The following is a 25,109-nucleotide window of genomic DNA, read 5'->3' on the forward strand; positions in this document are numbered from 1 at the left end:
GGAAACAACAAACATCGATACTAGTTATCAAACTAGTTACACATAATCAAGGCATCAGGAGGACACATCATGTTTCGAAATGTAGCAGAACTTGTTAAGTTAGCCCAATTAGATAGAGTGAAAATCGCTGAAATTATGATTAGGCAGGAAATTGAAATATCAGGACTTTCACGGGACGAAATTATTTCAAAGATGGATTTTAATTTAACCGTTATGGAGGAAGCAGTCGAGCGAGGCTTAAAGGGAGTTCAATCAAGGACAGGCTTAACTGGCGGTGATGCCGTTTTACTGCAAAACTACATTAATAGTGGAAAATCATTATCTGGAACGCTTTTATTGGATGCGGTCAGTAAAGCAGTCGCCACAAATGAAGTGAACGCTGCAATGGGGACAGTCTGCGCTACTCCGACAGCTGGGTCGGCTGGGGTCGTTCCAGGTACATTATTTGCGGTAAAGAATCAGTTGAATCCAACACGATATGAGATGATTGAATTTTTATTTACAGCAGCAGCATTCGGTTTTGTTGTCGCTAATAATGCTTCTATTTCAGGGGCAGCCGGGGGGTGTCAAGCAGAAGTAGGCTCGGCTGCCGGAATGGCCGCGGCTGCAATTGTTGAAATGGCAGGTGGCACACCGCAACAATCAGCAGAAGCAATGGCAATTACTTTAAAGAATATGCTTGGATTAGTATGTGATCCTGTTGCTGGCCTTGTAGAAGTGCCCTGCGTGAAGCGAAATGCCATGGGGGCTTCCAATGCATTGACAGCAGCCGATATGGCTTTAGCTGGAATCACCAGCAGAATCCCGTGTGATGAAGTCATCAGCGCGATGTATGAAATTGGTCAGTCAATGCCAGCGGCTTTAAGGGAAACCGCTGAAGGGGGACTTGCTGCAACTCCAACTGGACGTAAGCTTGAAGCAGAAATTTTTGGTACACCAAAACCAAGATTGGTTGATTACCTTGTGACGAATTGAGAAGATTTTCATGGAGTGGATATTCTTATTGAATATCCACTCTTTTTTATTATGAAAAATAGTGAGTAAGTAGGGGATGCTATTTGGTATATTATCTTGCAGGATTAAAACATCTTTAAAAGTCGAAGCGACTCACTTCTTAAAAAACTTCTCATAATAAAAAACAAAAGGGGAGATTTATTTTGATACCTTCATTTTTTATAGCCCACGGAGCACCGTTGCTAGCAATCGAGAAGAATGATTATACACAGTTTTTACAAAAGCTTGGAAAAATATTGCCACGTCCAAAGGCAATCGTGCTGTTTACGGCCCATTGGACATCAGGAACTCAAATGGTTAGTAATGTAGACGAGTATGAAACGATTCATGATTTTTATGGCTTTCCAGAAGAGATGTACAAAATCAAATATCCTGCCACCGGTGACGCAACGCTGGCGAATGAAATTGAGGCGCTATTGTCTCGACACGGAATTCCTTGTGACATAGATTCGAAAAGGGGCCTCGATCATGGAGCATGGGTCGTGCTCAGTATGCTTTATCCTGATGGGGATATACCGGTCATATCCATGTCGGTTGCCCCTAATTTATCTCCTAGTGAGCAGTACAAAATCGGAAAATCGTTGGCTGACATAAGAGCAAAGGATGTTTTAGTTATTGCTAGTGGGGGTACCGTTCATAATTTACGCGCCGTACGATTTGGAGAGGAAAATCATATTGACGAGTGGGCTGAGGAGTTTGAAGATTGGCTTGAACAGCATGTAAAAGTGTGGGATTTACCTTCTTTATTTCAATACCAATCGCTAGCACCCCATGCACAGCATGCTGTCCCTCCGCACGGGGTGGAGCATTTTATCCCGCTTTTCTATGCGATGGGAGCAGCAGATTCTAATCGAAATGCAAAATTGTTACATCGGAGCTATCGCTATGGAAATCTTAGTCATAGTGTTTGGCAATTTGGGTGATGAAATCATAAGATTTTAAGTTTATACTATTCTTATAGGTTAAAGGTGATTTAACTGTGGGAGGAGAGAATAGTATGAATAATAAGATCGATTCAACTGAATATGGTCCGTATTTTGCCACTTACGTTAAACGTGTCCCTGAAGGTGAAATTATCGAAATTCTATCATCACAATTAAAGGAAACACTTAAACTGATTCAAGGGCTAAATGAAGATCAAGCCATGTATCGCTACCAGGTTGGAAAGTGGAGTGTGAAGGAAGTAATCGGTCATATGACGGATACGGAGAGAATCATGGCCTATCGTTTAATGTCTATTGCTCGTGGAGAAACAGCATCTCTTCCTGGTTTTGATGAGCAAAGTTATGTGGAACATGCCAATTTTGATCAAATAACTTTAAATGAACTTGGTGAGAATTTTAAAACGGTTCGGGAATCGACGATACAGCTTTTAAAAACATTACCAGAAAGTGCTTGGCACAATAGCGGGTCAGCCAACGGAACTCAGGTAACTGTTCGGGCCCTAGCATACATTATTGCCGGTCACGAAATTCATCATCGCAGCATTATTAATGAAAGATATATTTCAGGGTGAACAAGTAATATTTTTTATCAACTATGTAATGGTCTTGTATAGGCAAGTGAATATGCCTAACAAGACCATTTTTTCTTAAGCGCTTGGATAAAAATTTTTACGTTCTTTTTTTCTTCAAGGATGGGTGAGTATACATAGGATAGAGTCCGGTTAAAGCTTTGGTTATTAAGCTTCAAACTTTTTAAATAGCCTTGCTGGAGATCCCTTTGAATAACGCTACCTGATAATAAAGAGATACCGAGACCGTTAATTAATGTTTCTTTTATTCCTTGGGTACTGCTAATCGTAAGCAACGACTTTACCTTTAATCCATTTGATCGAATCACATGGGAAAGATAATCACGTGTGCCAGAGCCTGATTCTCTTGTTAACCAAACTTGATTTTGCAAATCCTCAATGGTCACCTCAGATTTACTTGCTAAGTAATGTTGGTTTGACGTGACCAGGAATAATTCATCTTTCATAAATGGTTGAACATTCAAGCTGGATTCGTTCGTTTGCCCCTCAATCAATCCGATATCCACCTGATACGTTTTAACAAACTGCACAATTTCTTCTGTGTTGCCGATGATGACTCGAAGTTCAAGCTCAGGGTATGTGGTTTGGATATCAATTAATAACGATGGTAAAATGTACTCACCAATTGTGAAGCTTGCTCCAATTTTTAACTCACCTTTGATTGCATGATGATGCTCCAAAATATCCTGCTTTGTTTGTTCGTAAATAGTAATCATTTGCTTGGCGCGATCGTATAATAGTTCCCCGGTTGGCGTGATTTTTAGTGCCTTTGGGGAACGTTGAACTAATTGAGTTTGAAATTCCTTCTCTAAATTTTTGATATGAAGGCTAACGCTTGGCTGAGACATCAGCAGTATTTCTGCTGTTTTCGTGAAATTTTTAATCTCCACGAGCGTTACAAATGTCTTTAATGCATCATAAAACAAGATTATCCCACCTAACGATTAGTATTTTTAATGGTTTCGATTAATTATATTTATTTTACTAATGTGAGTAATTACGGTAAAGTTTAAATCATGAAATTCTTAGAAAAATCATTAAAATACCGAAAATTTTATCGAAAGTTGTGTGTTTTTTACAATTTTTAATAAAACCTACTTGAAATATCGGAATAATATAGATAATATTAAATTATCAAATTATTTAACGATTCATCGATGACCGCGTAATGAAAACTTGAAAATGACACACGATAACGTTATATACCAATGTGAGGTGGATTTTTTTGCAATTGCAAGTATTGAACAGTCCGTTTAATCAGGAGCAGGCAGAGCTCCTAAATCGTATTCTGCCAACACTAACTGATTCTCAAAAGGTTTGGTTAAGTGGCTATTTAGCTGCATCCGTTAATACCACTGTTTCTGCAACATCGGAAAATGTAATGGTGGGAGCAGCTCAAGTAAAATCAGAAACAGTAGCCGCACCAGTTTCAAAAGAAGTGACCGTTCTATTCGGTTCTCAAACTGGTAATGCACAGCGGGTGGCTGAAAAAGCTGGTAAGACTCTAGAAAGCCAAGGTTTTAAAGTCACTGTTTCATCTATGGCTGATATTAAACCAAACAATTTAAAGAAGGTTAAAAACCTATTAGTTGTAGTAAGTACGAACGGAGAAGGTGAACCACCAGATAACGCTCTTTCCTTTCACGAATTCCTTCATGGGAAGCGTGCTCCAAAATTAGATGACCTTCAGTTCTCGGTTTTAGCACTTGGTGATAGTTCGTATGAATTCTTCTGTCAAACTGGAAAAGAGTTCGATGTTCGACTTGCTGAGCTTGGCGGTACACGCCTATACCCACGGTTTGATTGCGATCTTGATTTTGAAGGACCAGCAGCCGAGTGGCTACAAGGTGTTATTGGCAGTCTAAGTGAAGTAAAGGGAGAAGTTGCTCCTCAAGCTCAAACAACGGCTACAGCTCCAGTTGGAGCAGCGTCTGGAACAACTGAAAGTGCGTATTCACGTACCAACCCTTTTTATGCGGAAGTCTTAGAAAACTTGAACTTGAATGGGCGCGGATCTGATAAGGAAACTCGTCATTTAGAGCTTTCATTGGAAGGTTCCGGTCTAACATATCAACCTGGAGATAGCCTAGGTGTTTACCCTGAAAATAATCCAGAGTTGGTTCAAGCCCTACTTGAAGAATTAAAATGGAACCCAGAAGAAACAGTGTCTATTAATAAGAATGGTGATGTTTCTACACTAAAAGAAGCATTTACGAAGCATGTGGAAATTACATTGTTAAATAAATCTCTTCTATTAAAAGCTTCTGAATTAACCGCTAATGAGGATTTAAAACGCTTATTAGCAAGTGATAAAGAGACCATTAATGCCTATACAAGCGGTCGTGATTTGCTTGATTTAGTTCGTGATTTCGGACCTTGGAATATTTCGGCACAGGATTTCGTTTCAATTTTAAGAAAATTGCCTCCTCGTCTATATTCGATTTCTAGCAGTATTGCAGCAAATCCGGATGAAGTACATTTGACAATTGGAGCAGTTCGCTATGAAGCTCATGGTCGTGAGCGCAAAGGTGTATGTTCGACCTTAATCGCTGATCGTCTAGAGCCAGGAGATAAATTACCAATCTTTATTCAGCAAAATCCAAACTTTAAGCTTCCAGCAAATCCAACTGCACCTATCATTATGGTTGGTCCAGGAACAGGAGTTGCCCCATTCCGATCCTTCATGCAGGAGCGTGAAGAAACAGGAGCAGAAGGAAAATCATGGATGATTTTTGGAGATCGTCATTTCGTTACCGACTTCCTTTACCAAACAGAATGGCAAAAATGGGTTAAGGACGGTGTGTTAACAAAAATGGACGTAGCATTTTCTCGAGATACAGCTGAGAAAGTATATGTTCAACATCGCTTGATAGAAAATAGCAGCGAAGTATTTGCTTGGCTCGAAGAGGGAGCTCATGTGTATGTATGTGGCGACAAAGATCATATGGCACGAGACGTACAAAACACACTGATCGACATTATTGAAGCTGAAGGCGGTTTGAGCCGTGAAAAAGCTGAAGAGTACCTAGCTGACATGAAAAAACAAAAACGATATCAACGTGACGTATATTGATTTTTGTCTGGAAGGAGTAATAACGAGATGGTTAATAAAGTATTAAAAGCGCCAGATGGCCCCCCTAGTGATGTTGAGGGTATAAAAGATAGAAGTAATTATTTGCGTGGAACCCTTAAGGAAGTGATGCTTGACCGTTTAAGCGCTGGGATTCCTGAGGATGATAACCGCTTAATGAAGCATCATGGTAGTTATTTACAAGATGACCGTGATGTGCGCAACGAACGTGCGAAGCAAAAGCTCGAACCTGCTTATCAATTCATGCTTCGTGTCCGTTTACCAGGAGGCGTTGCAACTCCTAATCAATGGTTGGTAATGGATGAGCTTGCTGAAAAATACGGGAATGGAACCTTGAAGCTAACAACACGTGAAACATTTCAAATGCACGGAATCTTAAAATGGAACATGAAAAGCACGATTCAAGAGATTAACGGTGCCCTAATGGATACGATTGCTGCTTGCGGTGACGTAAACCGTAATGTGATGTGTGCCTCAAATCCGTATCAATCTGAAATTCATGCTGAGGTGTACGAATGGTCTAAAAAGTTGTCAAATGATTTACTACCTCGTACAAGAGCTTATCATGAGATTTGGCTTGATGAAGAAAAAGTTGCAGGTACACCTGAGATTGAAGAAGTAGAGCCAATGTATGGACCGCTTTACTTACCACGTAAATTTAAAATTGGAATCGCGGTTCCACCTTCTAATGATATCGATGTCTTTTCACAAGATTTAGGATTCATTGCAATCGTTGAAGACGGAAAGCTAGTTGGTTTTAACGTAAGTATCGGCGGCGGTATGGGAATGACCCACGGTGATACCGCAACATACCCGCAGTTAGGAAAAGTAATCGGGTTTGTTAAGCCTAATCAACTTTATGACGTAGCGGAAAAAACAATCACGATTCAACGTGACTATGGTAATCGTTCTGTTCGTAAAAATGCCCGCTTTAAATATACGGTCGATCGTTTAGGTCTTGAGAATGTGAAAGCAGAATTAGAACACCGCCTTGGCTGGAGTCTTGAAGAAGCAAGGTCGTTCCAATTTGATTCTAACGGTGATCGTTATGGTTGGGTGAAGGGTATTCAAGGAAAATGGCATTTTACATTATTTATTCAAGGCGGTCGTGTCGCAGATTTTGAAGATTACAAGTTAAAAACTGGTTTACGTGAAATTGCGAAGGTACATACAGGTGACTTCCATTTGACCTCTAATCAAAATGTGATTATTGCTAATGTATCAAGCCAGAAAAAGAAGAAAATTAACGAGTTAATCGAAAAGTTTGGCTTAACAGATGGTAAGCATTATTCTGCACTGCGCCGCAGCTCAATCGCTTGCGTATCATTACCGACTTGCGGATTGGCAATGGCTGAAGCAGAACGTTATTTACCAACATTAATTGATAAAATTGAAGAAATCGTTGATGAAAACGGTTTGAACGATAAAGAAATTACGATTCGTATGACAGGTTGCCCAAATGGCTGCGCCCGTCACGCACTAGGTGAAATTGGCTTCATCGGTAAAGGACCAGGAAAATACAATATGTATCTTGGTGCAGCCCATGATGGAAGCCGCCTCAGCAAAATGTACCGTGAGAACATCGGTGAAGCTGAGATTCTAAGCGAATTACGCCAAATTTTACCTCGCTATGCGAAGGAACGCCAAGAAGGCGAGCATTTTGGTGATTTTGTCATCCGTGCTGAAATCGTCAAAGCAACAACAGATGGTACGAATTTTCATGATTAATAATGTTTGAAGAAGAAGTGTCTCAGCCTTTAATATGGCTGGGGCATTTTTGTTTTAGCCGATGTCATATGAAACAAAACTTCAAGTGAAAATAGGAGAAATGTGTCATAGAGGACTTCAATGAAACAATGCCCAAGGAAAAATAGGAGAAGTGTGTCATAGGAGACTTCATTGAAACAAAATTCCAAGAAAAATAAGGAGAAATGTGTCATGGGAGACTTCAATGAAACAAATCAACGAGAAAAATAAGGAGAAGTGTGTCATAGAGGACTTCAATGAAACAAAACTCCAAGAAAAATAAGGAGAAGTGTGTCATGGGAGACTTCAATGAAACAAATCAACGAGAAAAATAAGGAGAAATGTGTCATGGAGGCCACTGATGCGACAAATTTTCGGAAAAAGAAAATGTAGTTTAGCATGAAGAGTTCGATGATACATAAAAAGGGTTTTATTGTAGAACAATACCATATGCCATGTGAATATTGGTTGATTTTTACAATAGGGGTTGTAGCGATGGAATTAAATCTTAAAGGGAAAAATGCGTTGGTGATTGCGTCGAGTCAAGGATTGGGAAAAGCAGTTGCTGAAGCGCTAGTGGTTGAAGGGGCAAATGTTGTCATCACCAGCCGCGATGAGGTCAAACTCCAACAGGTTCAGGAGGAATTAACAAGGGTAAATAAAGGACATGTCGTGTTTTTTAAGGCGGATATTACAAAGCAGGAGGATATCCAAAGCTTAGTAAGATTTACGGTGGAAACGTTTGGGAGCATTGATATCCTCGTGAATAATGCCGGCGGACCACCAGGTGGAAAATTTGAGGAAATTACTGACGACCAATGGCAAGGTGCATTTGAATTAAATTTATTAAGCTATATTCGATTGATTCGTGAAGTATTGCCTGAAATGAAGCAGCAAGGAGGCAGAATTATTAATATCGCATCGACCTCAATTAAACAGCCGATACCAGGCTTGATTCTCTCAAACACATTCAGATTGGGGATTGTCGGTCTCACGAAAACATTAGCTGTTGAATTAGCACCGTACAACATTCTTATTAATACGGTTGCACCTGGGCGAATTTCAACTGCAAGAACCCAGCATTTAGATCGATTGAACGCTGAACGGCAAGGCATCACACTTGAAGAGGCCACTGCACAATCGAAGAGGACGATCCCGCTTGGTAGGTATGGTACACCAGAGGAATTTGCAAAAGTGGTTACTTTCCTCGTTTCCGACGCGAGCACGTATATGACGGGCAGCTCGTTCATGGTTGATGGTGGGATGGTAACAGCGATTTAAGTTAGGGATTCGAGAGGACACAGAATACCTTAATTGTTTGAAAAATCCTTTATTTTGATGATTTGCGGACACCAGGGACCTTAATTAGTCGTAATCATGAAAATTTGACGGGACTTTGGGCAAATAGAGGATTCAATGTCCGCATCCCCCTCGAAAATACAGTAATTCGCACAAATAAGGGATTGGATGTCCGCTAAATATTGTTCATCGAATTAAGCGGACACCAAGTACCCTAATCGCAACAAAAATCCTGTATCTTGGAGATTTGCGGACACCAGAGACCTTATTTAGTCAAAATCATGAAAGTTTGACAGGAGTTTGGCAAATAGAGGATTCAATGTCCGCATCCCCCTCGAAAATACTGGTATTTGCACAAATAAGGGATTGAATGTCCGCTAATGAAAACAATAGATTAATAGAGTAATTTGCTGCCAGTTTCGCGGAATGAAGTGTCTGCTAACATATCAAGATTGGACTGCCCAGCATAGTGGCTAACGACTGAAACACTGCAGTTCTCAAGTTTTGGATATTGACTTAGCTTGTAGGCTTGCATTAAGTAATTACCAATCGTGACGCCATGAGAAAATATGAGAATATTTCCACCATCATCATGGTGGCGTGTGATTACATCATCAATGGCGGCTTTTGTTCGAGCAAAGACCTCCATAAAAGTTTCACCTTGTGGAGCTGCGAGATGTAAATCTTCCAAGCTAAATATGCGTTTTAGGAGTTCGCCGTCGTCGCCCTTAATCTCTGGAATGACTTGACTTTCAAAAACACCAAAGCACATTTCTTTTAGGCGGGGGTCGGTTGTGAGTGGAATGTCTCTTGTATCTATTACATGTTTCGCCGTGCTGATTACCCGAGGGCTGTCACTTGCGTAGGCTGCTTTAAAATGAATATGCTCAAGCCCGCGTCCAACTGCTTTTGCCTGCATGATTCCATTTTCAGTTAATGGAGAGTCGGCGTGACCTTGTAATCGTTTTTCTACATTAAATTTCGTTTGACCATGACGAACAAAATAAAGTTTAACCGGCTTCTTTGGCAAACATGAACACCTCTTTATTTTTAAAAAATATAAAGTCTATTATAATATGAAAAATTATTCTGTTCCACCATTTGAGATTTTTACGGAAAATATGCACAATAAATGAACAGAAAGTACAAACATTAGGCTATTTATCCAATCACGGACATTGTCCTATGAATATCTTTAAATAAGGAGGCGATGCCATATGAGTGTGAGAAAAGTGAAGCTTTCACAACTCCAACAAGAGGGTAAGGAGTATTTGCGAAAACAAAGGCTTCTTAGAGAAAGCCAACAGAAAAAAGAGAATCAGATAAATGAAGATGAGCAGCAAGTATCATCAATTCAGGAACCGTTAGCGGAGGAGCAACCACAAACAACGATACAGGAGCAAACAATACAAAACGTTCAGAGCAGTCCACTACCACCCAATCAACAGCAACTTGTGCAAAACGTTCAGAGCAGTCCACCACCACCAAAACAACAGCAGCTTGTGCAAAACGTTCAAAGCAGTCCACCACCACCAAAACAACAGCAGATTGTCCGAAACATCCAAAGCAAACAAGCGGAAATAATCCAGGAGCATGTTGTCCAAAGTAAGCCGACAGCTCCCGAGCAGGAGTCGGTAGCACAAAGTCAACCTAACCAAACAAAGCAACAAATCCCACCTGTTCAACAAACAACGCCAGCATCGCGAACTCAATCAAGGGTTACCGGAAATAAAATTCAAAGAAAAGTAACAAATCAAAAAGAAATATTTCATAATCAGCAGCCTCAGGAGCCTAATCCGATTTCCATCAAGAAAAGTGAACCTGCTCCACCGAAACAACAACTCATCACAAATCCACAGCTCATCACAAAACAGCAGCTTATCACAAATCAATCAGCACCAGTCACACCGAATGAACCAGTTGTGCATGAACAACCAATACCTGCAAGTGAAGAAGAGTTGTCTAACTCTACAAATCAGCCGGTGCTAGCAAGTAAAACGACGATTTATGAGAATTATATATTGCCGGTTGAGGAAGAAATATCTGAAGAACAATTGCAGGTTGAAGAGGAAAATAGCCTGCTTAAAAAAGATTTACATGAATTGAATGAGGCGGGTAGTGTTATTTATAAAATACCCGTATTTTTCAGTCATCAAGATCTAAAAACGATCGGTCCGCCTGATGCTTCACCGCTTTCAGAAAACCAGCAATTTGTTATCCGGATGTTTAAGGAAATAAAAAATGTCATTCTTTTCCCAAGAACATTGCCAAATACAGAACAATTTCCTGATGCGAGAATCGATCATATTCGGACAATTGTTCAGGAGAGCTATGGTACTGTCGCTGTGCTTGTTGAACCAACAGAAACAACATTTGGAGAACCATATAATCCATATTCTCAATTTGAACCGGCAATGGCGTACAACAACAATCACCCTTTACTATTAGTTATTCAGGATAGCATGTCACAAAAAGCTGGTGGAGTGTGGGGGAGCACGCGTACAGTTGTACCATTCAGTCCGCTTGTTTGGCATTCTAAGTCAATGAGTGTGGATGAGTTCTTTGAGAGTTTAAAATGGAAGGAAGCGCTATTTAACTGGGCAAGTCAAGTCCGCAATCACTATTTTACCCAAACAGGTCAAAAAAGATAAATGGGAAATCTTATTAATAAAAAAAATACAAGCTAACCGGTCATAATACTGGTTAGCTTATTGTTGCTCTGGTTGGAACGATGGACACCCGAGGTTCATAAACTAGTGTCATAAGCAAAAAAGGGTGATTACGATGCATCAAAACAATCATTATTTTGATACGGGAATAAGAGATCATGGATACAAGCAGCAAGAAACAAACTCAAAAAAAAGTGGCCACTATCAAATGACGGTTCGTGGGAATGGTGAAGTTGCAGTCAGGCCAGATCAAGCAAAATTAACCGTTGGAGTCGTGACGGAAAATCAAAATCTCGAAGATGCCCAGAGAGAAAATGCATTGTTGTCAAATCGGGTTATTCAGGCAATTAAACAGCACGGGATTGAGGACCGTTTTATTAAAACTAGTCATTATTCGATTCAGCCACTATATGATTATGTCGGTGGAAAATCAGTATTTCGAACTTATCAAGTCGATCATCAAATCGAGGTGACGGTGAGAGATATACGTAAAGTTGGGTTAATTTATGAAGTTGCGATTAAGAACGGTGCAAACCGAGGCGGAAACGTTCAATTTATTGTTTCTAATCCGGACATCTATTATCGACAAGCGTTAAGAAAGGCCGTCCTAAATGCATCGGAAAAGGCAGAAGAAATTGCAAGAACGATTGGAGCAGTAATAAACAAGCTACCAATTCGCGTTGTTGAAGAACTGGAGCAGCCAAATCGACCCATTCCATTTTCTACATATAAATTAGCTGCAGCAACAGTCCAGGAAGCACCACCGATTCAACAAGGCGAATTCACAATTGATGCACAGGTGACGAGTACGTATCAATATCTACATCGCTATGCTTGATTGTTGTTAAGCATTAGCGATGTTTTTTACATAATGCATGCTTTTTGAAGATTTCAAAATGTTTCAAATTAATCCAACTAATTAAGGCGGATAAACCGGATTTGTTTGAAAATTTTTCACATAAAGGATTCCCAAGCCCAATTTTTTTGTATATAATAAACATATTAAAATAATAGTATCTATCTTCGGGGCAGGGTGTAATTCCCGACCGACGGTGTTGAGAAGAAATTCTCTAAGCCCGTGAGCCTTTTTAAGGCAGGATTTGGTGAGATTCCAAAGCCGACAGTAAAGTCTGGATGGGAGAAGATGGAGGTTTAGTGGCGTTTATACAGTTTTAGACGTTTATTAAGCATACCTTCAAAATGAATTCTCCCTCAAGTTGATGCAACTTGAGGTTTTTTAATGGAATGAAAGTTTGGTAGCTTAATAACTAAATTCTCCCTTCTAGGAATGATAGATCCTTGTTGGAGGAGAAAAATGATGAAGAAAAACAAAGTAAGAGGATTAGTTTCAATTGCCATGCTGAGCAGTATCGCGTACATTTTAATGTTCCTAAATTTTCCGGTACCACCTTTTCCAGCATTTTTGAAAATTGATTTTAGTGATGTTCCTGCGTTGATTGGAGCAATCGTCCTTGGTCCTATGGCCGGCGTCTTAATCGAATTAATGAAAAACGTATTGGATTATTTTATTAAAGGTAGTGAAACCGGCGTTCCTGTTGGTCATATTGCTAATTTCTTAGCCGGAATTTTATATATTTTACCAACTTATTATGTTTATAATAAGCTAAAGTCGAAAAAGGGCATGACAGTTGCGCTCGTACTAGGAACAACGATTATGGCAGTTGTGATGAGTGTCTTAAACTATTTAATTATTTTACCAGCTTACACATTCTTCCTTAACATGCCAGCAATGAGTGGCCCAGAAGTGAAAGAGTATATCGTGGCCGGAATTCTGCCATTTAACTTAATTAAAGGCGTTGCGATGTCCGTTCTATTCATGATTCTCTTTACAAAGTTAGGAACTTGGTTGAACAAGCAAGCAGCAAGCTTCCGTTTGAACTAAAATAAAAAAGAACGAGGCTGTCCCTAAGTTTAAACTTTTGGGACAGCCTCTTTTATGTTTTTTTCCGGACACTGAGTCCACTATTAAGATAAAAAAGGCCGATTTGAACATATTTCCGGACATTGAGAATGTTATTTGTTATAAAAATCATGATAATAACGATCATCAAGCTAAATTAGGGATTACATGTCCGATAAGATAAGAAAATCGTAATTTTTAACAAAATAGCGGTATGTATGTCCACCTAATCACGCCTCTGATTCACCCTATTCCACAAGAATATGCTCCATGCCTTTTCCAATCTCTATCGGCTTTCCGATGCTATCATCTGCGGTAGCTTTGTATATTTCTACAAAATCAGCACGGTTTTTCCCTCCAAATACCTTTATTCCGGGTCCAGCATTAAGAAAATTCCTCATCACAATCTGATTCAATACGATATTTCTAGCTCGATACTGAATCGCACATAGCGGGTTTCCCTGAAAATCAGAGGTTGAGTCACCTACAATCGACATCCTATTAATTACCACATTTCGATAAGCGGAAATAACTAATGCTCGAGGTGTAGAATCTTTATATAAATGGGAATAGCATGGTGCAATTGACACAAGCTGTGTCGCGAGAATATTAAATGCCGATTTTGATTGGGCATCATCATGCTTGTGATGTCCTATATGCCTAAAATTGTATGAACGGTTATCATGAACTGAAATATGCCCGACAATTTGCACATTAGATGCAGCCGAGGAGTTTCCATGAGCTTTGATTTCCACTCCACCAAAACAACGAGCAGTAGAGTTGTGAACGAGTAAAACATTTCGGGAACCATCATCAATTTCTATACCGTTTGAGTTGGAAAAGCCCTTCTGATGAGCGCGGCCGCTAGGGTCACACATATGACAATGTGAAATGTATAGGTAATCACTATGATGTGTGGTGATTCCATCGTCACCAAATCCATATCCGGTTAAACCGTCAAGCCAAACGTAGCTGCTGCTGCCACGAGCGCGATAGCCATCGCCACCGTAATTATACTTAGTGGCTGAAATATCAAAGCAATGCAAACCAGGATTGATAGCCTCTACATCCTTGACCCAGCCATAGGTGACATTCGCGAAAGTGAGGCAGCTTGAAGCATTGCCGCCTGAGTTTGTTTTTTCGCTAGAATCAAGTCTTTCAACATTCCAATCCAAACTCATACAGCCAACATAGATATGATGATTCCCAAGCCATTGCTGCGTATTCGTAATGAGCTGCGTTGCTTTTGGGGAAGAATCGTGTAGCTTTATGGTCGTCACACCTTTACCAGCACCAACCAATATCGTCCAGGAGGGAAGCTGTATGCTTTTCACGCTGAAAATTCCTTCTGGTACGATTACTTTTACTCGTCCTTTTCCAATTGCTTTTTTAAAAGCAGCTGTATTATCCGTTTTACCATCACCAATTGCGCCAAAATCAACTACATTCACTTCTGCTTCGATTTTTCCTAATAAAGTTTGATACTCAGAATTCAAAGTATCCATCCAATCGGGAACGATTCTTCCTCGTTTGTCAATTTTGGTAGAAGTTCGTTCAAGAACAGCAGAAGGCTTAGCGTTAAGACGCCACAATCCCTCAGTGATTCGTTGTTTAATTGGAAGCGCGAATTCCGGTGATGGGGGGCTTTTCACTGGGGAAATAGAAACATTTTGGGAAGTAATTTTAGCGAAGAATTCTTCCGTTTCACACAAAGCTGTATCTAAATCAGAACAGTGATTAAAATATTGGCTAATAAGCTGTTCGTTATTTTCGGGGTTATGAGTTTTTGTTAACATTAACCCCTCATTCTCTTTAGGCATTATTTTTCTTCCTTCTTTTTAAATCGTTCTAATACTCGCTCTTTATAGTAGGCAGATGCAGGGCTAGCCATCGTTCTCCGCTTTTTTAGCAAGGCATCAAGGCGCAATTGTTTTTCGCTTTTTTCTTGTTTAAGCCGGTCTCTGTCCGCATCGTCCTGACTGGCATCAATAAGCTGATCGATGGTCATCAGTTCTTGTCTCAATGCATCATATTCCTCAATCATATTTGCATTTTTTAAAAGTGAATAAGCCATCCGAAGCTCTTCTGGAATATGGGAATGATCATCCAATTTCAAAGGTTTACCTATACCGGGCAGATTGTCAAATTCCCCATTTTCCATAGCGCGGCGAATTTTATCTTGTGCAATTATTGAAAACATATCCATAAATCACCAACTCCTTCCTATAGTATAACGATTCTGAGTATTTTTTGCTCCATTGATGAGGGGATTACCTATTAAAATATCCGATAATGGTTAAATTGATTAATATTGATTCGCTCATCGAGCTTGATAAGAACCGATTTGAAAAATGCCATTACATGGAGGTTACTATGAATGAAGTAGAAATGATTTTAACTATTATCGTCATAAATATTACATACGTTTCCCTTTTTACAATACGTCTTTTGTTTGTCATGAAGGGACAGAATATTTTAGCTTCGATCATCAGTGTTTTTGAAGTTGCCATTTATCTTATTGGGTTGAACATCGTTTTGGATAATATCGATAAAATACAGAACTTAGTTGCCTATTGCCTTGGTTGGGGGAGCGGTGTATATCTTGGAAGTAAGATTGAGCAGTGGCTAGCATTGGGTTACGTGACGATACAAATTGTTATAGATAAAAATGATGTTGAGGTTCCATTTATATTAAGGGAAAAGGGATTTGGTGTCACGAGCTGGGAAGCTGAGGGTAGAGATGGAAATCGCTTGGTGATGCAAGTATTGGCTAAGCGAAGCAATGAAAAGAGATTACTAAAGATTATTGAAAATAGGGTACCAAAAGCATTCGTCGTCTCGTATGAACCAAGATATTTCCGAGGTGGATTCTGGACAAAAAAATTACTGTAAGTGCAAAAACTTACCCTGATTAATGTGGAGATAAAAATGATAAGGTGGTCTTTATCCAATCGACCGCCTTTTTTTAGAGGAAATGAGGCAAATATATCGTCTATCGGTTATGGTATTATGTTGATGTAACTTATGATGGGGGAGAACAAGATGTATAAAATTGCCTTAGTTGAAGATGATCCCGAATTAAGATTAATCATCTCTAAAATGTTGCTGCGATATCAATATGAGGTGGTTGTGATAAAGGAATTCAATAACGTAGTCGAGCAGCTAATCGAAATTAGTCCAGATGTGATTCTTCTCGATATTAATCTACCGTATTTAGACGGTTTTCATGTTTGCAGAGCAATGAGGAAGAAAAGCAGTGTCCCAATTATTATAACGTCAGCTCGAAGTACCGATGCGGATCAAATACTAGGAGTGGAGTTAGGGGCAGATGATTATGTGGTTAAGCCCTTTAGCGTTGAAGTGCTTCAGTCAAAAATCAAAGCCTGTATCCGTAGAGCCTATGGCAGCTTTCAGACAGAAAAAACCAATCAAATTATCGGTGATTTTCAGCTAGATTTTAATACGTTTACTGTAACGTATCAGAACAAGCGAAATGAACTGACGAAAAATGAGTTTAAGATATTAAAGTATTTATCGGAAAGACCGAGTGTCATTGTGCCACGTGAAGATTTATTAACTGAGCTGTGGGATGATGTCGCGTTCGTTGATAACAATACCCTTAATGTTAACATTTCTAGAATAAAAACGAAGCTGGCTGTCATCGGCCTTAATGAAGCTATTCACACAAAGAGGGGCTATGGTTATCAATTTGTCCCGTATTGGTTGGAGCTCCAAAATGAATAGACGGATTTTCGTTGATTTTTTGAAGGATCAATTATTCTTTACACTAACATACTATGGTGGTGCTTCGCTTGTTATCGTTTTTTATACACTAGAAATAGGCGAAAAGCTGGAATACTTCTATCCGATTTTACTGGTAAGTTTCGTTTATCTTTTATTTATTTGTGAGCGGGCAGTTCGATATTGGCGATATTGCCACTTATTAGACAGTTTCCAAGCTGGAATTGGCGATAGAAAGCCTCGTGTTAATACCTTAACAAATGAACAACAGCGAGCGTTTGCCACGATTAGCAGATTAGAAAAAGAGGCCTTAACTAGTCTTAATGGGCTTGAGATGCAAAATGACCATAGACATAAGGTGATCTCACAAATTATCCATAATATTAAAACGCCGACATCAGTGATTGATTTACTAATCCAAAATAGTAAACAGGATGGTCAACTAACGATCGAGGTGCTTGAAAAAATAAATAAGGAAAATCGCCTAATTAATGAAAACCTCAATAGTGTACTAAGCTACTTACGTCTAGATTATTTTCAACAGGATTTTTCGATTGAGGAAACAAATCTAGTAAAAGAGCTCCGCGAAATGATTAATAAAAAGAAGGATCAGTTCATTCAAAATGGTGTATTTCCGAAGCTATGCGTTTCCGAGAAAAATGTATCAATTTTAACAGATAAAAAATGGAACAGATTACTAATTGAACAAATCATTTCGAATGCGATAAAGTACACAGCCATACAAGAAAGTGAAAGAATCGTTAAGTTTCGGATTTGCCAAGAAGAGAATACGATTCAATTAATCATTGAAGACAATGGTATAGGCATTTCACCTTATGAAATAAAAAGGGTATTTGAGCCATTTTTTACAGGTGAGAACGGTCGGAAGACGCGAAATGCCACCGGAATCGGTTTATTTATCGCAAAAAAAATCGCCGATTCGCTTCACCATAAGTTGTCGATATCCTCGATACAGGGAATGGGCACCACCGTGGCGATTACATACCCAATGAAACATCATGATAACTAGTAAAAGACAATAGTTTTCCTTACAAAATTGTAATGTTACTGTAAGTTAGCGTAATTGTAACATCGTTCTTGCCTTACTATAATAGCCTTACATTCAGAAACGTGTAGGAGGTAACCATGAGTATCATTAAGGCAAGTAACATCAAAAAAGTATACGGCGGCGGTAAGGATTTTGCCGAAACAATCGCCTTACATAATATTAATCTTGAACTTGAAGCAGGGGAGTTCACGGCGATTATGGGACCATCGGGGAGCGGGAAATCCTCATTGTTGAAAATATTAAGTGGTTTTGATCAAGCTACATCAGGAGATATTTTTATCGATGGGAAAAGTCTTGGTAGGATGACAGGGGACGAACTGTCCATATTTCGACGTTCGCATATAGGTTATATTTTTCAAGAATTCAATCTGCTCGACAGCTTAACCATCCAAGAAAATATCATGCTACCGATGATCTTAAATCGGGAAAAGAACGCTGTGATGAACAAAAAGGCCGAACAATTGATGGAGCTCTTAAACATTACTAGTTTGAAAAATAAATATCCCTATCAGGTGTCAGGAGGACAGCAACAACGCACCGCAGTTTGCCGAGCGTTGATCAATGACACTTCAGTCATTTTTGCTGACGAGCCAACCGGGAACTTGGATTCAAAATCCTCAAAGGCTGTTTTAGAATGCTTGAAAAAGACGAGCGAACAACTTGGTACGACAATATTGTTGGTCACTCATGACCCGTTTGCTGCGAGCTACAGTGATAAAGTTTTGTTTTTAAAGGACGGTGTCATCCGGACACAACTTTACAAAAAGGAATCACAAGATTTGTTTGCTAAGCAGATTCTCGATCATTTGGCGCTGCTGGAGGAAGATGATTATGACCTATAATCAATTCATCTTCAAATCGATGCTGTTTAATTATCGAAAATACTTAGGCTATTTTTTCTGTGTCACTTTTTCGATGACCGTATTTTTCCTGTTTTCAGCGATTTGGTTTGTCCCTGATTTTTCAGAGCAAGCTTCATCCGGGACAAGACAAATTGTCCAAATTGGTGGTATTATTTCGGTTATTTTTTCGTTGTTTTTAATTACTTATTCTTATCAACACTTTTTCAAAAGTCGCACAAAGGAAGTGGGGATATTGCTCTCGTACGGCATGCTCCATCGCGACTTAAAGCAAATGATAACATTAGAGAATACGGTAGTTTTTCTTTTATCATTGATATTTGCTTATATTTGTGGCGGGATTTTTTCGAGGCTATTTTTCATTTTAACTACAGCGATATTAGGTCTTGATGAGATTAGCTTTTCACTCACCTACAAGAGCTTTGTTTATACAGCGCTCATGTTTCTACCTCTTTATTTGCTTATTGTCTTGATGACGATAGTAAAAATCAAGAAGGTTAGTCTGACGTCGTTGCTCAAAGAAAGTCAAGTCGTGGAAATGAAGCAAAAAGGGAACAAGCTTATAGCAGTTATTGGCTTTGTGATTATGGTAGGTTCATTAGTGTTTTTGTATGATTACACTAGTGATTTTGCTAATGTGGCCTCAATGAAGAAGGCCATTTTAGTGTCGCTCCTGTTTTGCGTTTTCGGAATGTATCTTTTCCTCAGTCATTTAATCAGTCTTTTATACCGTTATTGGAATAATCGTAAGTCAGTATTTCTGCGAAATATTTTGCCTTTGTCTGAATTTGCCAATCGGTTTTCGCAAAATCGTTCGATTATGTTTATGGTCAGTATGCTTTGTATGGGTATTGTGTTTTTTTCGACGCTCTCCTACACGCTTTATCAGCAAAGCCCTGCTCTTGCCGATGAGGAACAATGGTTTGATGTGATTGTTAAGGATATTGAGGCTGTTGGATTAACAAATATGATGGATATTGAAAAAATTACAAAGAAATCGATGGTAAAGCCTTCGGAAAAACATAAATTACACGTGGTTTATGTGGAAGCGCCAGAGATAAACCATACATCATGGCGCACGAATAAAACAGTAATGACAAGTTCGGTTTCAGAATTTAATAAGATATTTTCTGCTCGCTTTAAAGTTGCGACTGGCGCAGCCATTGTTGTCGATTTTAATCAATCGGGTGAAGGGGATATCAAGTATTTTAGCAAAAATATTACCTTAATAAGTGATGATGAAGCTTATCAGTTTGTGCATCAAAAAACGGTGCAAAAAAAGCTGTTTGATCGCTACGTCTTTGCCCAGCCCGTCTTAGTAATCTTAAACGATGAGGATTATAAGGATTTATCCGCTACTGTCACACCTGCTTCAGTTGGTAGTATTGAAATGTTTAAGTTTAACAATTGGCACCAAAGTGGTGATTTTGTTGCAGGCTTGCAGGAGGAAATGGAAGCCGCACAGTCTAAGTTGACTGATAGTGAGAAGCTTGCTGTTAAATCGATTACGGAGCAACAGATTATGCCGTTTGCTGTTCATTCGAAGTATGATCGATATGTTCATATGAAACAGGTTGCCGGCTTTGCTCTATTTATCATGTCTTTTATCAGTGTGTTATTCTTGTTGACCGTTTGCGTTGTGCTTTACTTCAAGATTTTTACGGATCAAGAAGGGGACATTCGCAAAGTTCAACTGCTGCACACGATCGGTATTACGACCGGAGAAGTTAAGAGCTACTTGTATAGTAAAATTAAACTTGTGATGGTCCTGCCAACCATGCTTGGGGGCTTGATGGGCTTAGTGTTAACAGTAGCCATCAATATGCAAAATGTAACAGAGATGGAAATGGCAAATAGTACGATTTTTTCCAATGGCTTAAAGATTTGTGCGTTATTATTGCTTTTTTTCGTCGTATATTATCAATGGCTAAAATTGAAATATCGCCGCGCTATTGTAGGATAGAAGTGGAGCTTAGAGCTTAGGACTAAAAACGGTCCTAAGCTTTTTCGTTACTTCGTGTATTAAAAATATGATGGAGGAAAATTTAAAAGGGTTAAGATTCGTGTCGAAAGGGTTTGAAGTGATGAGAATTCGGTTTGGCTATGTAGCAAATGCCTTAGGTTTATGGGACGCTAGTCCTTCGAAATCATTAACCTTTGCAAGATATTCCACACTTTCTGAGGATGAACGATTAAATAAACTACATGAGGTCACAAAGGATAATCTTGAGCACACAAAGCGGATTCTCCATTATAACATTGCACACGAAATCCAATTGTATCGATTCTCAAGCTCGCTCGTGCCTTTAGCGACTCATCCCGAAGTAGCTTGGGATTTTGTGACGCCATTTAAGGCAGAGTGGGCGGAGCTCGGAAGGCTTGTTACGGAATTTGGGATTCGTCCAAGCTTTCATCCTAATCAGTTTACTCTTTTTACCAGTCCTCGTCATGATGTGACGAATAACGCTATAAAGGATATGGAGTTTCATTTTCGAATGCTTGAAGCAATGGGTGTTGTCGATCATGCCGTAATCAATATCCATATAGGTGGAGCTTATGGTGATAAAAATGAGACATTATTGCGTTTTCATCAAAATATTGCCGGGCTACCAAAACAGATTAAACAGATCACATCACTTGAAAATGATGATAAAACGTATAATGTAAAGGAAACATTAGTGGCATGCGAACAGGAAGGGATGCGGATGGTGCTTGACTATCATCACCATCTCGCAAATCTTTCCGAAGAGGAGCTTGATGCTTCTTTATTGGAGAGGATATTTATGACATGGCAACGGTCAGGACTTGTGCCTAAAGTGCATATTTCTTCACCTAAGTCAGAATCCGCGTTCCGGTCACATGCGGATTTTGTGGATTTGGAATTTGTGCTACCTTTTTTGAAAACGGCTAAAGCGCTAAATCAAGATTTTGACATTATGATTGAAGCGAAGCAGAAGAATCTAGCGATGCACAAACTTGTTGAAGATATTTCATCGATTCGGGGCGTGAAAAGGATTGGTAGCTCAGAGGTGGAATGGTAGGTCTATGTAAAAATTCAAATACAAATTTCTAGTTGGTTGCTATTCATTACCCTAGCGGGGGTTTTTGTCCTTTAGATGGTGTGAATAGCGCCTAATCATTACTCTAGTGGGGATTTTTGTCCTCTAGCTGGTGTGAATAGCACATAATCAATACCCTAGAATAGATTTATGTCGTCTAGCTGGTGTGAATAGCACTTAATCATTACTCTAAGTAAGTTTTTTGTCCTCTAGCTGGTGTGAATAGCGCCTAATCATTACTCTAGTGGGGATTTTTGTCCTCTAGCTGGTGTGAATAGCACTTAATCATTACTCTAAGTAAGTTTTTTGTCCTCTAGCTGGTGTGAATAGCACTTAATCATTACTCTAAGTAAGTTTTTTGTCCTCTAGCTGGTGTGAATAGCACTTAATCATTACTCTAGAATAGATTTATGTCGTCTAGCTGGTGTGAATAGCACAAATTTTGTTGCTTTACAACAAAACCTAGTGCTCAAAAAGTGGCACTAGGTAAATCCAAATACACCATTAGAATATGACTATGTAAAAAAACTCCATTCTCTACTTCAACCTAAACGTACTCCCATCCAAAATTTCCACATCATCACGTTCTTTCAATTGCTCCATTAAGACGAATAGAGCTTCATCCTTTTTTTTCGCTTCAATCATACAATCAATTTGTGGGACGCTACCTGATATTTCTTTTAAAAAATGAAAAAACATCTCGATATCAACATAATCGGAATGATGGCGGAATTCCTGCTCACTTTTCGGACTGGAGATATGCATTTTGATTGGAAGAGGAGAATCCCTCCAAGTACCAACGACTCGATCCCAATTATTAACCCAATCAGGTTCACGATGATAGGCGAGATGGTGATGATAATCAAACACTAATGGAATTTCCAGCTTTTCGCATAAATACAAGCTATCCTCTAAACTAAACGAGGTGTCATCGTTCTCGAGCATGATCATTTTTTGGATTGAGCGAGGGACATCCATCCAGTTATCAACAAATCGTTCTAACGACATTTCGGTTTCTTTATAATTCCCACCAACATGCATCACGCATCGGTGGCTAGTGTCGATTTTCATTGCTTTTAATAAGCGATAATGCAGCTTTAAGGTTTCAATCGAATTTTTGAAAATATGCTCTTGAGGCGAATTGATTAGAACAAAGTGGTCGGGATGGAAATCAACTCTCATATCATGTTTCTTAACAAATGCCCCTAATTCCAAAAGTGCTTCACGCAGGGGTTTAAGATAGTCCCAATCCAATAGTTCTTCATGATTGGCAAGCGGAATGAGCCGGGAAGTTAATCGATAAAAATGAATCTCTGAAGCTGCGTTGTGCTTTAATAGGCGCAAAGTATTTTGTAGATTCGATATAGTAATTCGTTCCAGCTTGCGAAGAGCAGCAGGCCGGTCATCGATTTTTTGAAATTGGGTAAAAGTCATGGTTTGCGATGGAGAGGCGTTCTTCACTTCCATACTCATAGCCACATAGCCGAGCCGTACTATTGTCATTTTTTTACCTCAGTTCAACAGCATGAGCAGTCTTTAAGGAGCTGCTCATGCTGAATTAATTTAGCAATTTTCTGTTTTAAAGTGATGAAGCGGGGGTGGAATTAACCAACCTTTTTCTTTGTTAAGCCGGAGAGCCTTCGCACCAATTGCAGCTTTTTGAACATGGAACTGACCAAACATTAAGGCAATGTCTTCACGTATTGCTTGGCCAATTATTGCGCTACAGGCGACCAATCCTGAGGCGATATCTCCAGATAATTTAGCGGCAATTTCATTGTCAAGGAAACGCGCACCGACTGGAATATCTTCAAGACATGCTTCAGGTCGTTCAGGTGGTGTAGGTGGAAGCCCGATTCCATTTGCTTTTAATAATTCCTCCACTTGTTTTCTTTCCTGCTCGCATTGTTGGATCGATTCTTCAAGTAACTTTTTCAGGTCTATGTCACCTGCATGATTAATCATCGTTTGATAAGCTGCCTTCATGCCATTACCAACATGTAAAAATGACCAGAGGCTAAACACTTCGCCATAGTGCATCGGTTCGTCTTTTGGATTTCCGCTTAAAATTCCCATTGTCATCCTCCTCATGAAATTCATTTTTTGTGCCACCTTTCTTAAAACGCACAAAGATAGCATGTCCATTTCTAAAATTGGCATGCCCAATATAGTTAAGACATCAAACTGTTTCGTTGAATGAAATATTTCTCACGTGGTAAAGTGTATTATGTGGGGTTTTTACCAAAAAAATATGGTTTACTCGGAGTATTGAGAGGAAGGGTGGAAAGGCATGAAGTATGTAGCACTGGTTGGAAGTCTAAGAAGAGGCTCATATAATTTACAGTTAACGAAAACCATTCAGGATCGTTATCGTGGAAACTTTGATTTAGAGATTCTCGATATCGGAGTTTTACCGCATTATGATCAAGATGTAGAAAATGATGCACCAGAAATCGTAAAAACATTTAAGAATAAAGTATTTGAAGCTGATGGGGTAATAATTGTGACCCCAGAGTATAATTGGTCGATACCTGGTGTGCTGAAGAACGCAATGGATTGGTTATCACGTGTCGATAAGGTACTCGTAAATAAACCGGTAATGATTGCAGGGGTTTCAGTTGGGATATTAGGAACTATTCGAGCCCAGCTTCATTTACGGCAAGTATTAGCAAGTCCTGGATTACAAGCCAAAGTTTTGCCAGCAGCTGGGAATGAAGTACTGGTGAATTTGGCCTCAGGTAAATTTGACGAAACTAAAGAACTGTTAACTGATGAAGGGACTTTACAGCATCTAGATGGTGTCGTAAAACGATTTATTGAATTTGTAGGAGAAGGTTTTAAATAAAAACATTATTTTGACAAAATAAAATTGTGTACATATATCTGATTTTACTGTATTCTAAAAATTATTAATATAATATATGCACACGATGATGGGTTATAAGTAGTCTTTTAATTTATGTTTCAGAGAGCTAGTGGCTGGTGTGAACTAGTACAGATGTAAAGATGAATTTCGGACCTGGAGTATCTTTTTCGACCTAAGATTCGGGTAGGGAAAGACGGGTTGTCTCGATATTGACAAATGAAGTGGAGAATTAATTCTCAA

The 25,109-nt window shown here is 39.2% G+C and carries 22 protein-coding genes, 1 riboswitch and 1 other annotated feature (1 of these 24 running past the window's edge); of the genes, 16 read left to right on the forward strand and 6 right to left on the reverse strand.

Annotation, left to right across the window (positions count from 1 at the left end; genetic code table 11):
• Positions 1-69: 69 nt before the first annotated feature.
• The 3 genes from sdaAA (at position 70) to FXW34_RS04730 (ending at position 2,530) form a co-directional block, all read left to right on the forward strand.
• A complete protein-coding gene (gene sdaAA, locus FXW34_RS04720) occupies positions 70-975 on the forward strand; it encodes an L-serine ammonia-lyase, iron-sulfur-dependent, subunit alpha (RefSeq protein WP_147532817.1) in 906 nt (301 codons plus the stop codon).
• Positions 976-1,157: 182 nt separating this feature from the next.
• The gene (locus FXW34_RS04725; RefSeq protein WP_147532818.1) at positions 1,158-1,937 is read left to right on the forward strand and encodes a DODA-type extradiol aromatic ring-opening family dioxygenase; all 780 of its coding nucleotides are present in this window, start codon (positions 1,158-1,160) and stop codon (positions 1,935-1,937) included.
• A gap of 74 nt (positions 1,938-2,011) precedes the next feature.
• Positions 2,012-2,530, forward strand: a complete 519-nt coding sequence (locus tag FXW34_RS04730) for a DinB family protein (RefSeq protein ID WP_147532819.1) — start codon at positions 2,012-2,014, stop codon at positions 2,528-2,530.
• 56 nt (positions 2,531-2,586) lie between these two features.
• On the opposite strand, the gene FXW34_RS04735 is transcribed toward FXW34_RS04730, so the two are convergent.
• Positions 2,587-3,474 (reverse strand): LysR family transcriptional regulator, encoded by an 888-nt coding sequence (locus FXW34_RS04735; RefSeq protein ID WP_147532820.1) that lies wholly within the window; start codon positions 3,472-3,474, stop codon positions 2,587-2,589.
• 299 nt (positions 3,475-3,773) lie between these two features.
• Between FXW34_RS04735 and FXW34_RS04740 the strand changes: the two genes are divergently transcribed.
• From FXW34_RS04740 to FXW34_RS04750, 3 genes are all read left to right on the forward strand, one after another.
• The gene (locus FXW34_RS04740) at positions 3,774-5,621 is read left to right on the forward strand and encodes an assimilatory sulfite reductase (NADPH) flavoprotein subunit (RefSeq protein ID WP_147532821.1); all 1,848 of its coding nucleotides are present in this window, start codon (positions 3,774-3,776) and stop codon (positions 5,619-5,621) included.
• Between the two features lie 27 nt (positions 5,622-5,648).
• Entirely contained in the window at positions 5,649-7,367 is a 1,719-nt protein-coding gene (gene cysI, locus FXW34_RS04745; RefSeq protein ID WP_147532822.1) for an assimilatory sulfite reductase (NADPH) hemoprotein subunit, read from the forward strand.
• A 513-nt stretch (positions 7,368-7,880) separates the two neighbouring features.
• A complete protein-coding gene (locus FXW34_RS04750) occupies positions 7,881-8,666 on the forward strand; it encodes an SDR family oxidoreductase (protein ID WP_147532823.1) in 786 nt (261 codons plus the stop codon).
• 412 nt (positions 8,667-9,078) lie between these two features.
• Here the strand turns inward: FXW34_RS04750 and FXW34_RS04755 are convergent, their stop codons facing one another.
• Complete coding sequence (locus FXW34_RS04755; RefSeq protein ID WP_187118830.1) at positions 9,079-9,714, reverse strand: histidine phosphatase family protein; 636 nt, start codon at positions 9,712-9,714, stop codon at positions 9,079-9,081.
• Positions 9,715-9,901: 187 nt separating this feature from the next.
• Here FXW34_RS04755 and FXW34_RS23280 point away from each other — a divergent pair, with 187 nt between their 5' ends.
• The 3 genes from FXW34_RS23280 (at position 9,902) to FXW34_RS04770 (ending at position 13,256) form a co-directional block, all read left to right on the forward strand.
• On the forward strand, positions 9,902-11,335 hold the full coding sequence (locus FXW34_RS23280) for a hypothetical protein (RefSeq protein ID WP_246140862.1): 1,434 nt from the start codon (positions 9,902-9,904) through the stop codon (positions 11,333-11,335).
• Between the two features lie 133 nt (positions 11,336-11,468).
• Positions 11,469-12,191, forward strand: a complete 723-nt coding sequence (locus FXW34_RS04765; protein ID WP_147532825.1) for an SIMPL domain-containing protein — start codon at positions 11,469-11,471, stop codon at positions 12,189-12,191.
• 177 nt (positions 12,192-12,368) lie between these two features.
• A riboswitch (FMN riboswitch) is annotated at positions 12,369-12,503 on the forward strand.
• A 168-nt stretch (positions 12,504-12,671) separates the two neighbouring features.
• Positions 12,672-13,256, forward strand: a complete 585-nt coding sequence (locus FXW34_RS04770; protein ID WP_147533039.1) for an ECF transporter S component — start codon at positions 12,672-12,674, stop codon at positions 13,254-13,256.
• A 266-nt stretch (positions 13,257-13,522) separates the two neighbouring features.
• Here the strand turns inward: FXW34_RS04770 and FXW34_RS04775 are convergent, their stop codons facing one another.
• Entirely contained in the window at positions 13,523-15,094 is a 1,572-nt protein-coding gene (locus FXW34_RS04775; protein ID WP_246140863.1) for a glycosyl hydrolase family 28-related protein, read from the reverse strand.
• On the reverse strand, positions 15,094-15,480 hold the full coding sequence (locus FXW34_RS04780; protein ID WP_147532826.1) for a DnaJ family domain-containing protein: 387 nt from the start codon (positions 15,478-15,480) through the stop codon (positions 15,094-15,096). Before FXW34_RS04780 ends, FXW34_RS04775 begins: the two co-directional genes overlap by 1 nt.
• 167 nt (positions 15,481-15,647) lie before the next feature.
• Here FXW34_RS04780 and FXW34_RS04785 point away from each other — a divergent pair, with 167 nt between their 5' ends.
• The 6 genes from FXW34_RS04785 (at position 15,648) to uvsE (FXW34_RS04810) (ending at position 21,985) form a co-directional block, all read left to right on the forward strand.
• Positions 15,648-16,166 carry a DUF2179 domain-containing protein gene (locus tag FXW34_RS04785; RefSeq protein ID WP_147532827.1) on the forward strand — a complete coding sequence of 173 codons (519 nt, stop codon included), beginning with the start codon at positions 15,648-15,650 and terminating at the stop codon, positions 16,164-16,166.
• 150 nt (positions 16,167-16,316) lie between these two features.
• A complete protein-coding gene (locus FXW34_RS04790) occupies positions 16,317-17,018 on the forward strand; it encodes a response regulator transcription factor (RefSeq protein ID WP_147532828.1) in 702 nt (233 codons plus the stop codon).
• Positions 17,011-18,045: a sensor histidine kinase gene (locus tag FXW34_RS04795; RefSeq protein WP_187118831.1), complete on the forward strand. Its 1,035-nt coding sequence runs from the start codon at positions 17,011-17,013 to the stop codon at positions 18,043-18,045. Before FXW34_RS04790 ends, FXW34_RS04795 begins: the two co-directional genes overlap by 8 nt.
• 116 nt (positions 18,046-18,161) lie before the next feature.
• Positions 18,162-18,926, forward strand: a complete 765-nt coding sequence (locus tag FXW34_RS04800) for an ABC transporter ATP-binding protein (protein WP_147532830.1) — start codon at positions 18,162-18,164, stop codon at positions 18,924-18,926.
• Entirely contained in the window at positions 18,916-20,907 is a 1,992-nt protein-coding gene (locus tag FXW34_RS04805) for an FtsX-like permease family protein (RefSeq protein ID WP_187118832.1), read from the forward strand. Before FXW34_RS04800 ends, FXW34_RS04805 begins: the two co-directional genes overlap by 11 nt.
• Before the next feature lie 121 nt (positions 20,908-21,028).
• Entirely contained in the window at positions 21,029-21,985 is a 957-nt protein-coding gene (uvsE, locus tag FXW34_RS04810; RefSeq protein ID WP_147533041.1) for a UV DNA damage repair endonuclease UvsE, read from the forward strand.
• Between the two features lie 555 nt (positions 21,986-22,540).
• Here the strand turns inward: uvsE (FXW34_RS04810) and uvsE (FXW34_RS04815) are convergent.
• The gene (uvsE, locus tag FXW34_RS04815) at positions 22,541-23,506 is read right to left on the reverse strand and encodes a UV DNA damage repair endonuclease UvsE (RefSeq protein ID WP_147532832.1); all 966 of its coding nucleotides are present in this window, start codon (positions 23,504-23,506) and stop codon (positions 22,541-22,543) included.
• A gap of 60 nt (positions 23,507-23,566) precedes the next feature.
• A complete protein-coding gene (locus tag FXW34_RS04820) occupies positions 23,567-24,079 on the reverse strand; it encodes a DUF3231 family protein (protein WP_147532833.1) in 513 nt (170 codons plus the stop codon).
• Positions 24,080-24,293: 214 nt separating this feature from the next.
• Between FXW34_RS04820 and FXW34_RS04825 the strand changes: the two genes are divergently transcribed.
• On the forward strand, positions 24,294-24,848 hold the full coding sequence (locus FXW34_RS04825) for an NADPH-dependent FMN reductase (RefSeq protein ID WP_147532834.1): 555 nt from the start codon (positions 24,294-24,296) through the stop codon (positions 24,846-24,848).
• A 76-nt stretch (positions 24,849-24,924) separates the two neighbouring features.
• Positions 24,925-25,109, forward strand: a binding site (T-box leader) (it continues 37 nt past the right edge of the window).

Origin of the sequence: Bacillus marasmi (assembly GCF_902168435.1) — a bacterium.
GTDB classification, from domain to species: domain Bacteria; phylum Bacillota; class Bacilli; order Bacillales; family Cytobacillaceae; genus Bacillus_BU; species Bacillus_BU marasmi.

What these genes read in the sequence shown, in the direction of transcription:
- uvsE (WP_147532832.1), bottom strand. Translation starts at nt 23,506, where the DNA reads ATGACAATAGTACGGCTCGGCTATGTGGCTATGAGTATGGAAGTGAAG.
- FXW34_RS04775 (WP_246140863.1), bottom strand. Translation starts at nt 15,094, where the DNA reads ATGCCTAAAGAGAATGAGGGGTTAATGTTAACAAAAACTCATAACCCC.
- FXW34_RS04780 (WP_147532826.1), bottom strand. Translation starts at nt 15,480, where the DNA reads ATGGATATGTTTTCAATAATTGCACAAGATAAAATTCGCCGCGCTATG.
- sdaAA (WP_147532817.1), top strand. Translation starts at nt 70, where the DNA reads ATGTTTCGAAATGTAGCAGAACTTGTTAAGTTAGCCCAATTAGATAGA.
- FXW34_RS04730 (WP_147532819.1), top strand. Translation starts at nt 2,012, where the DNA reads ATGAATAATAAGATCGATTCAACTGAATATGGTCCGTATTTTGCCACT.
- FXW34_RS04785 (WP_147532827.1), top strand. Translation starts at nt 15,648, where the DNA reads ATGAATGAAGTAGAAATGATTTTAACTATTATCGTCATAAATATTACA.
- FXW34_RS23280 (WP_246140862.1), top strand. Translation starts at nt 9,902, where the DNA reads ATGAGTGTGAGAAAAGTGAAGCTTTCACAACTCCAACAAGAGGGTAAG.
- FXW34_RS04770 (WP_147533039.1), top strand. Translation starts at nt 12,672, where the DNA reads ATGAAGAAAAACAAAGTAAGAGGATTAGTTTCAATTGCCATGCTGAGC.
- uvsE (WP_147533041.1), top strand. Translation starts at nt 21,029, where the DNA reads ATGAGAATTCGGTTTGGCTATGTAGCAAATGCCTTAGGTTTATGGGAC.
- FXW34_RS04825 (WP_147532834.1), top strand. Translation starts at nt 24,294, where the DNA reads ATGAAGTATGTAGCACTGGTTGGAAGTCTAAGAAGAGGCTCATATAAT.
- FXW34_RS04790 (WP_147532828.1), top strand. Translation starts at nt 16,317, where the DNA reads ATGTATAAAATTGCCTTAGTTGAAGATGATCCCGAATTAAGATTAATC.
- FXW34_RS04805 (WP_187118832.1), top strand. Translation starts at nt 18,916, where the DNA reads ATGACCTATAATCAATTCATCTTCAAATCGATGCTGTTTAATTATCGA.
- cysI (WP_147532822.1), top strand. Translation starts at nt 5,649, where the DNA reads ATGGTTAATAAAGTATTAAAAGCGCCAGATGGCCCCCCTAGTGATGTT.
- FXW34_RS04800 (WP_147532830.1), top strand. Translation starts at nt 18,162, where the DNA reads ATGAGTATCATTAAGGCAAGTAACATCAAAAAAGTATACGGCGGCGGT.
- FXW34_RS04795 (WP_187118831.1), top strand. Translation starts at nt 17,011, where the DNA reads ATGAATAGACGGATTTTCGTTGATTTTTTGAAGGATCAATTATTCTTT.
- FXW34_RS04765 (WP_147532825.1), top strand. Translation starts at nt 11,469, where the DNA reads ATGCATCAAAACAATCATTATTTTGATACGGGAATAAGAGATCATGGA.
- FXW34_RS04820 (WP_147532833.1), bottom strand. Translation starts at nt 24,079, where the DNA reads ATGGGAATTTTAAGCGGAAATCCAAAAGACGAACCGATGCACTATGGC.
- FXW34_RS04750 (WP_147532823.1), top strand. Translation starts at nt 7,881, where the DNA reads ATGGAATTAAATCTTAAAGGGAAAAATGCGTTGGTGATTGCGTCGAGT.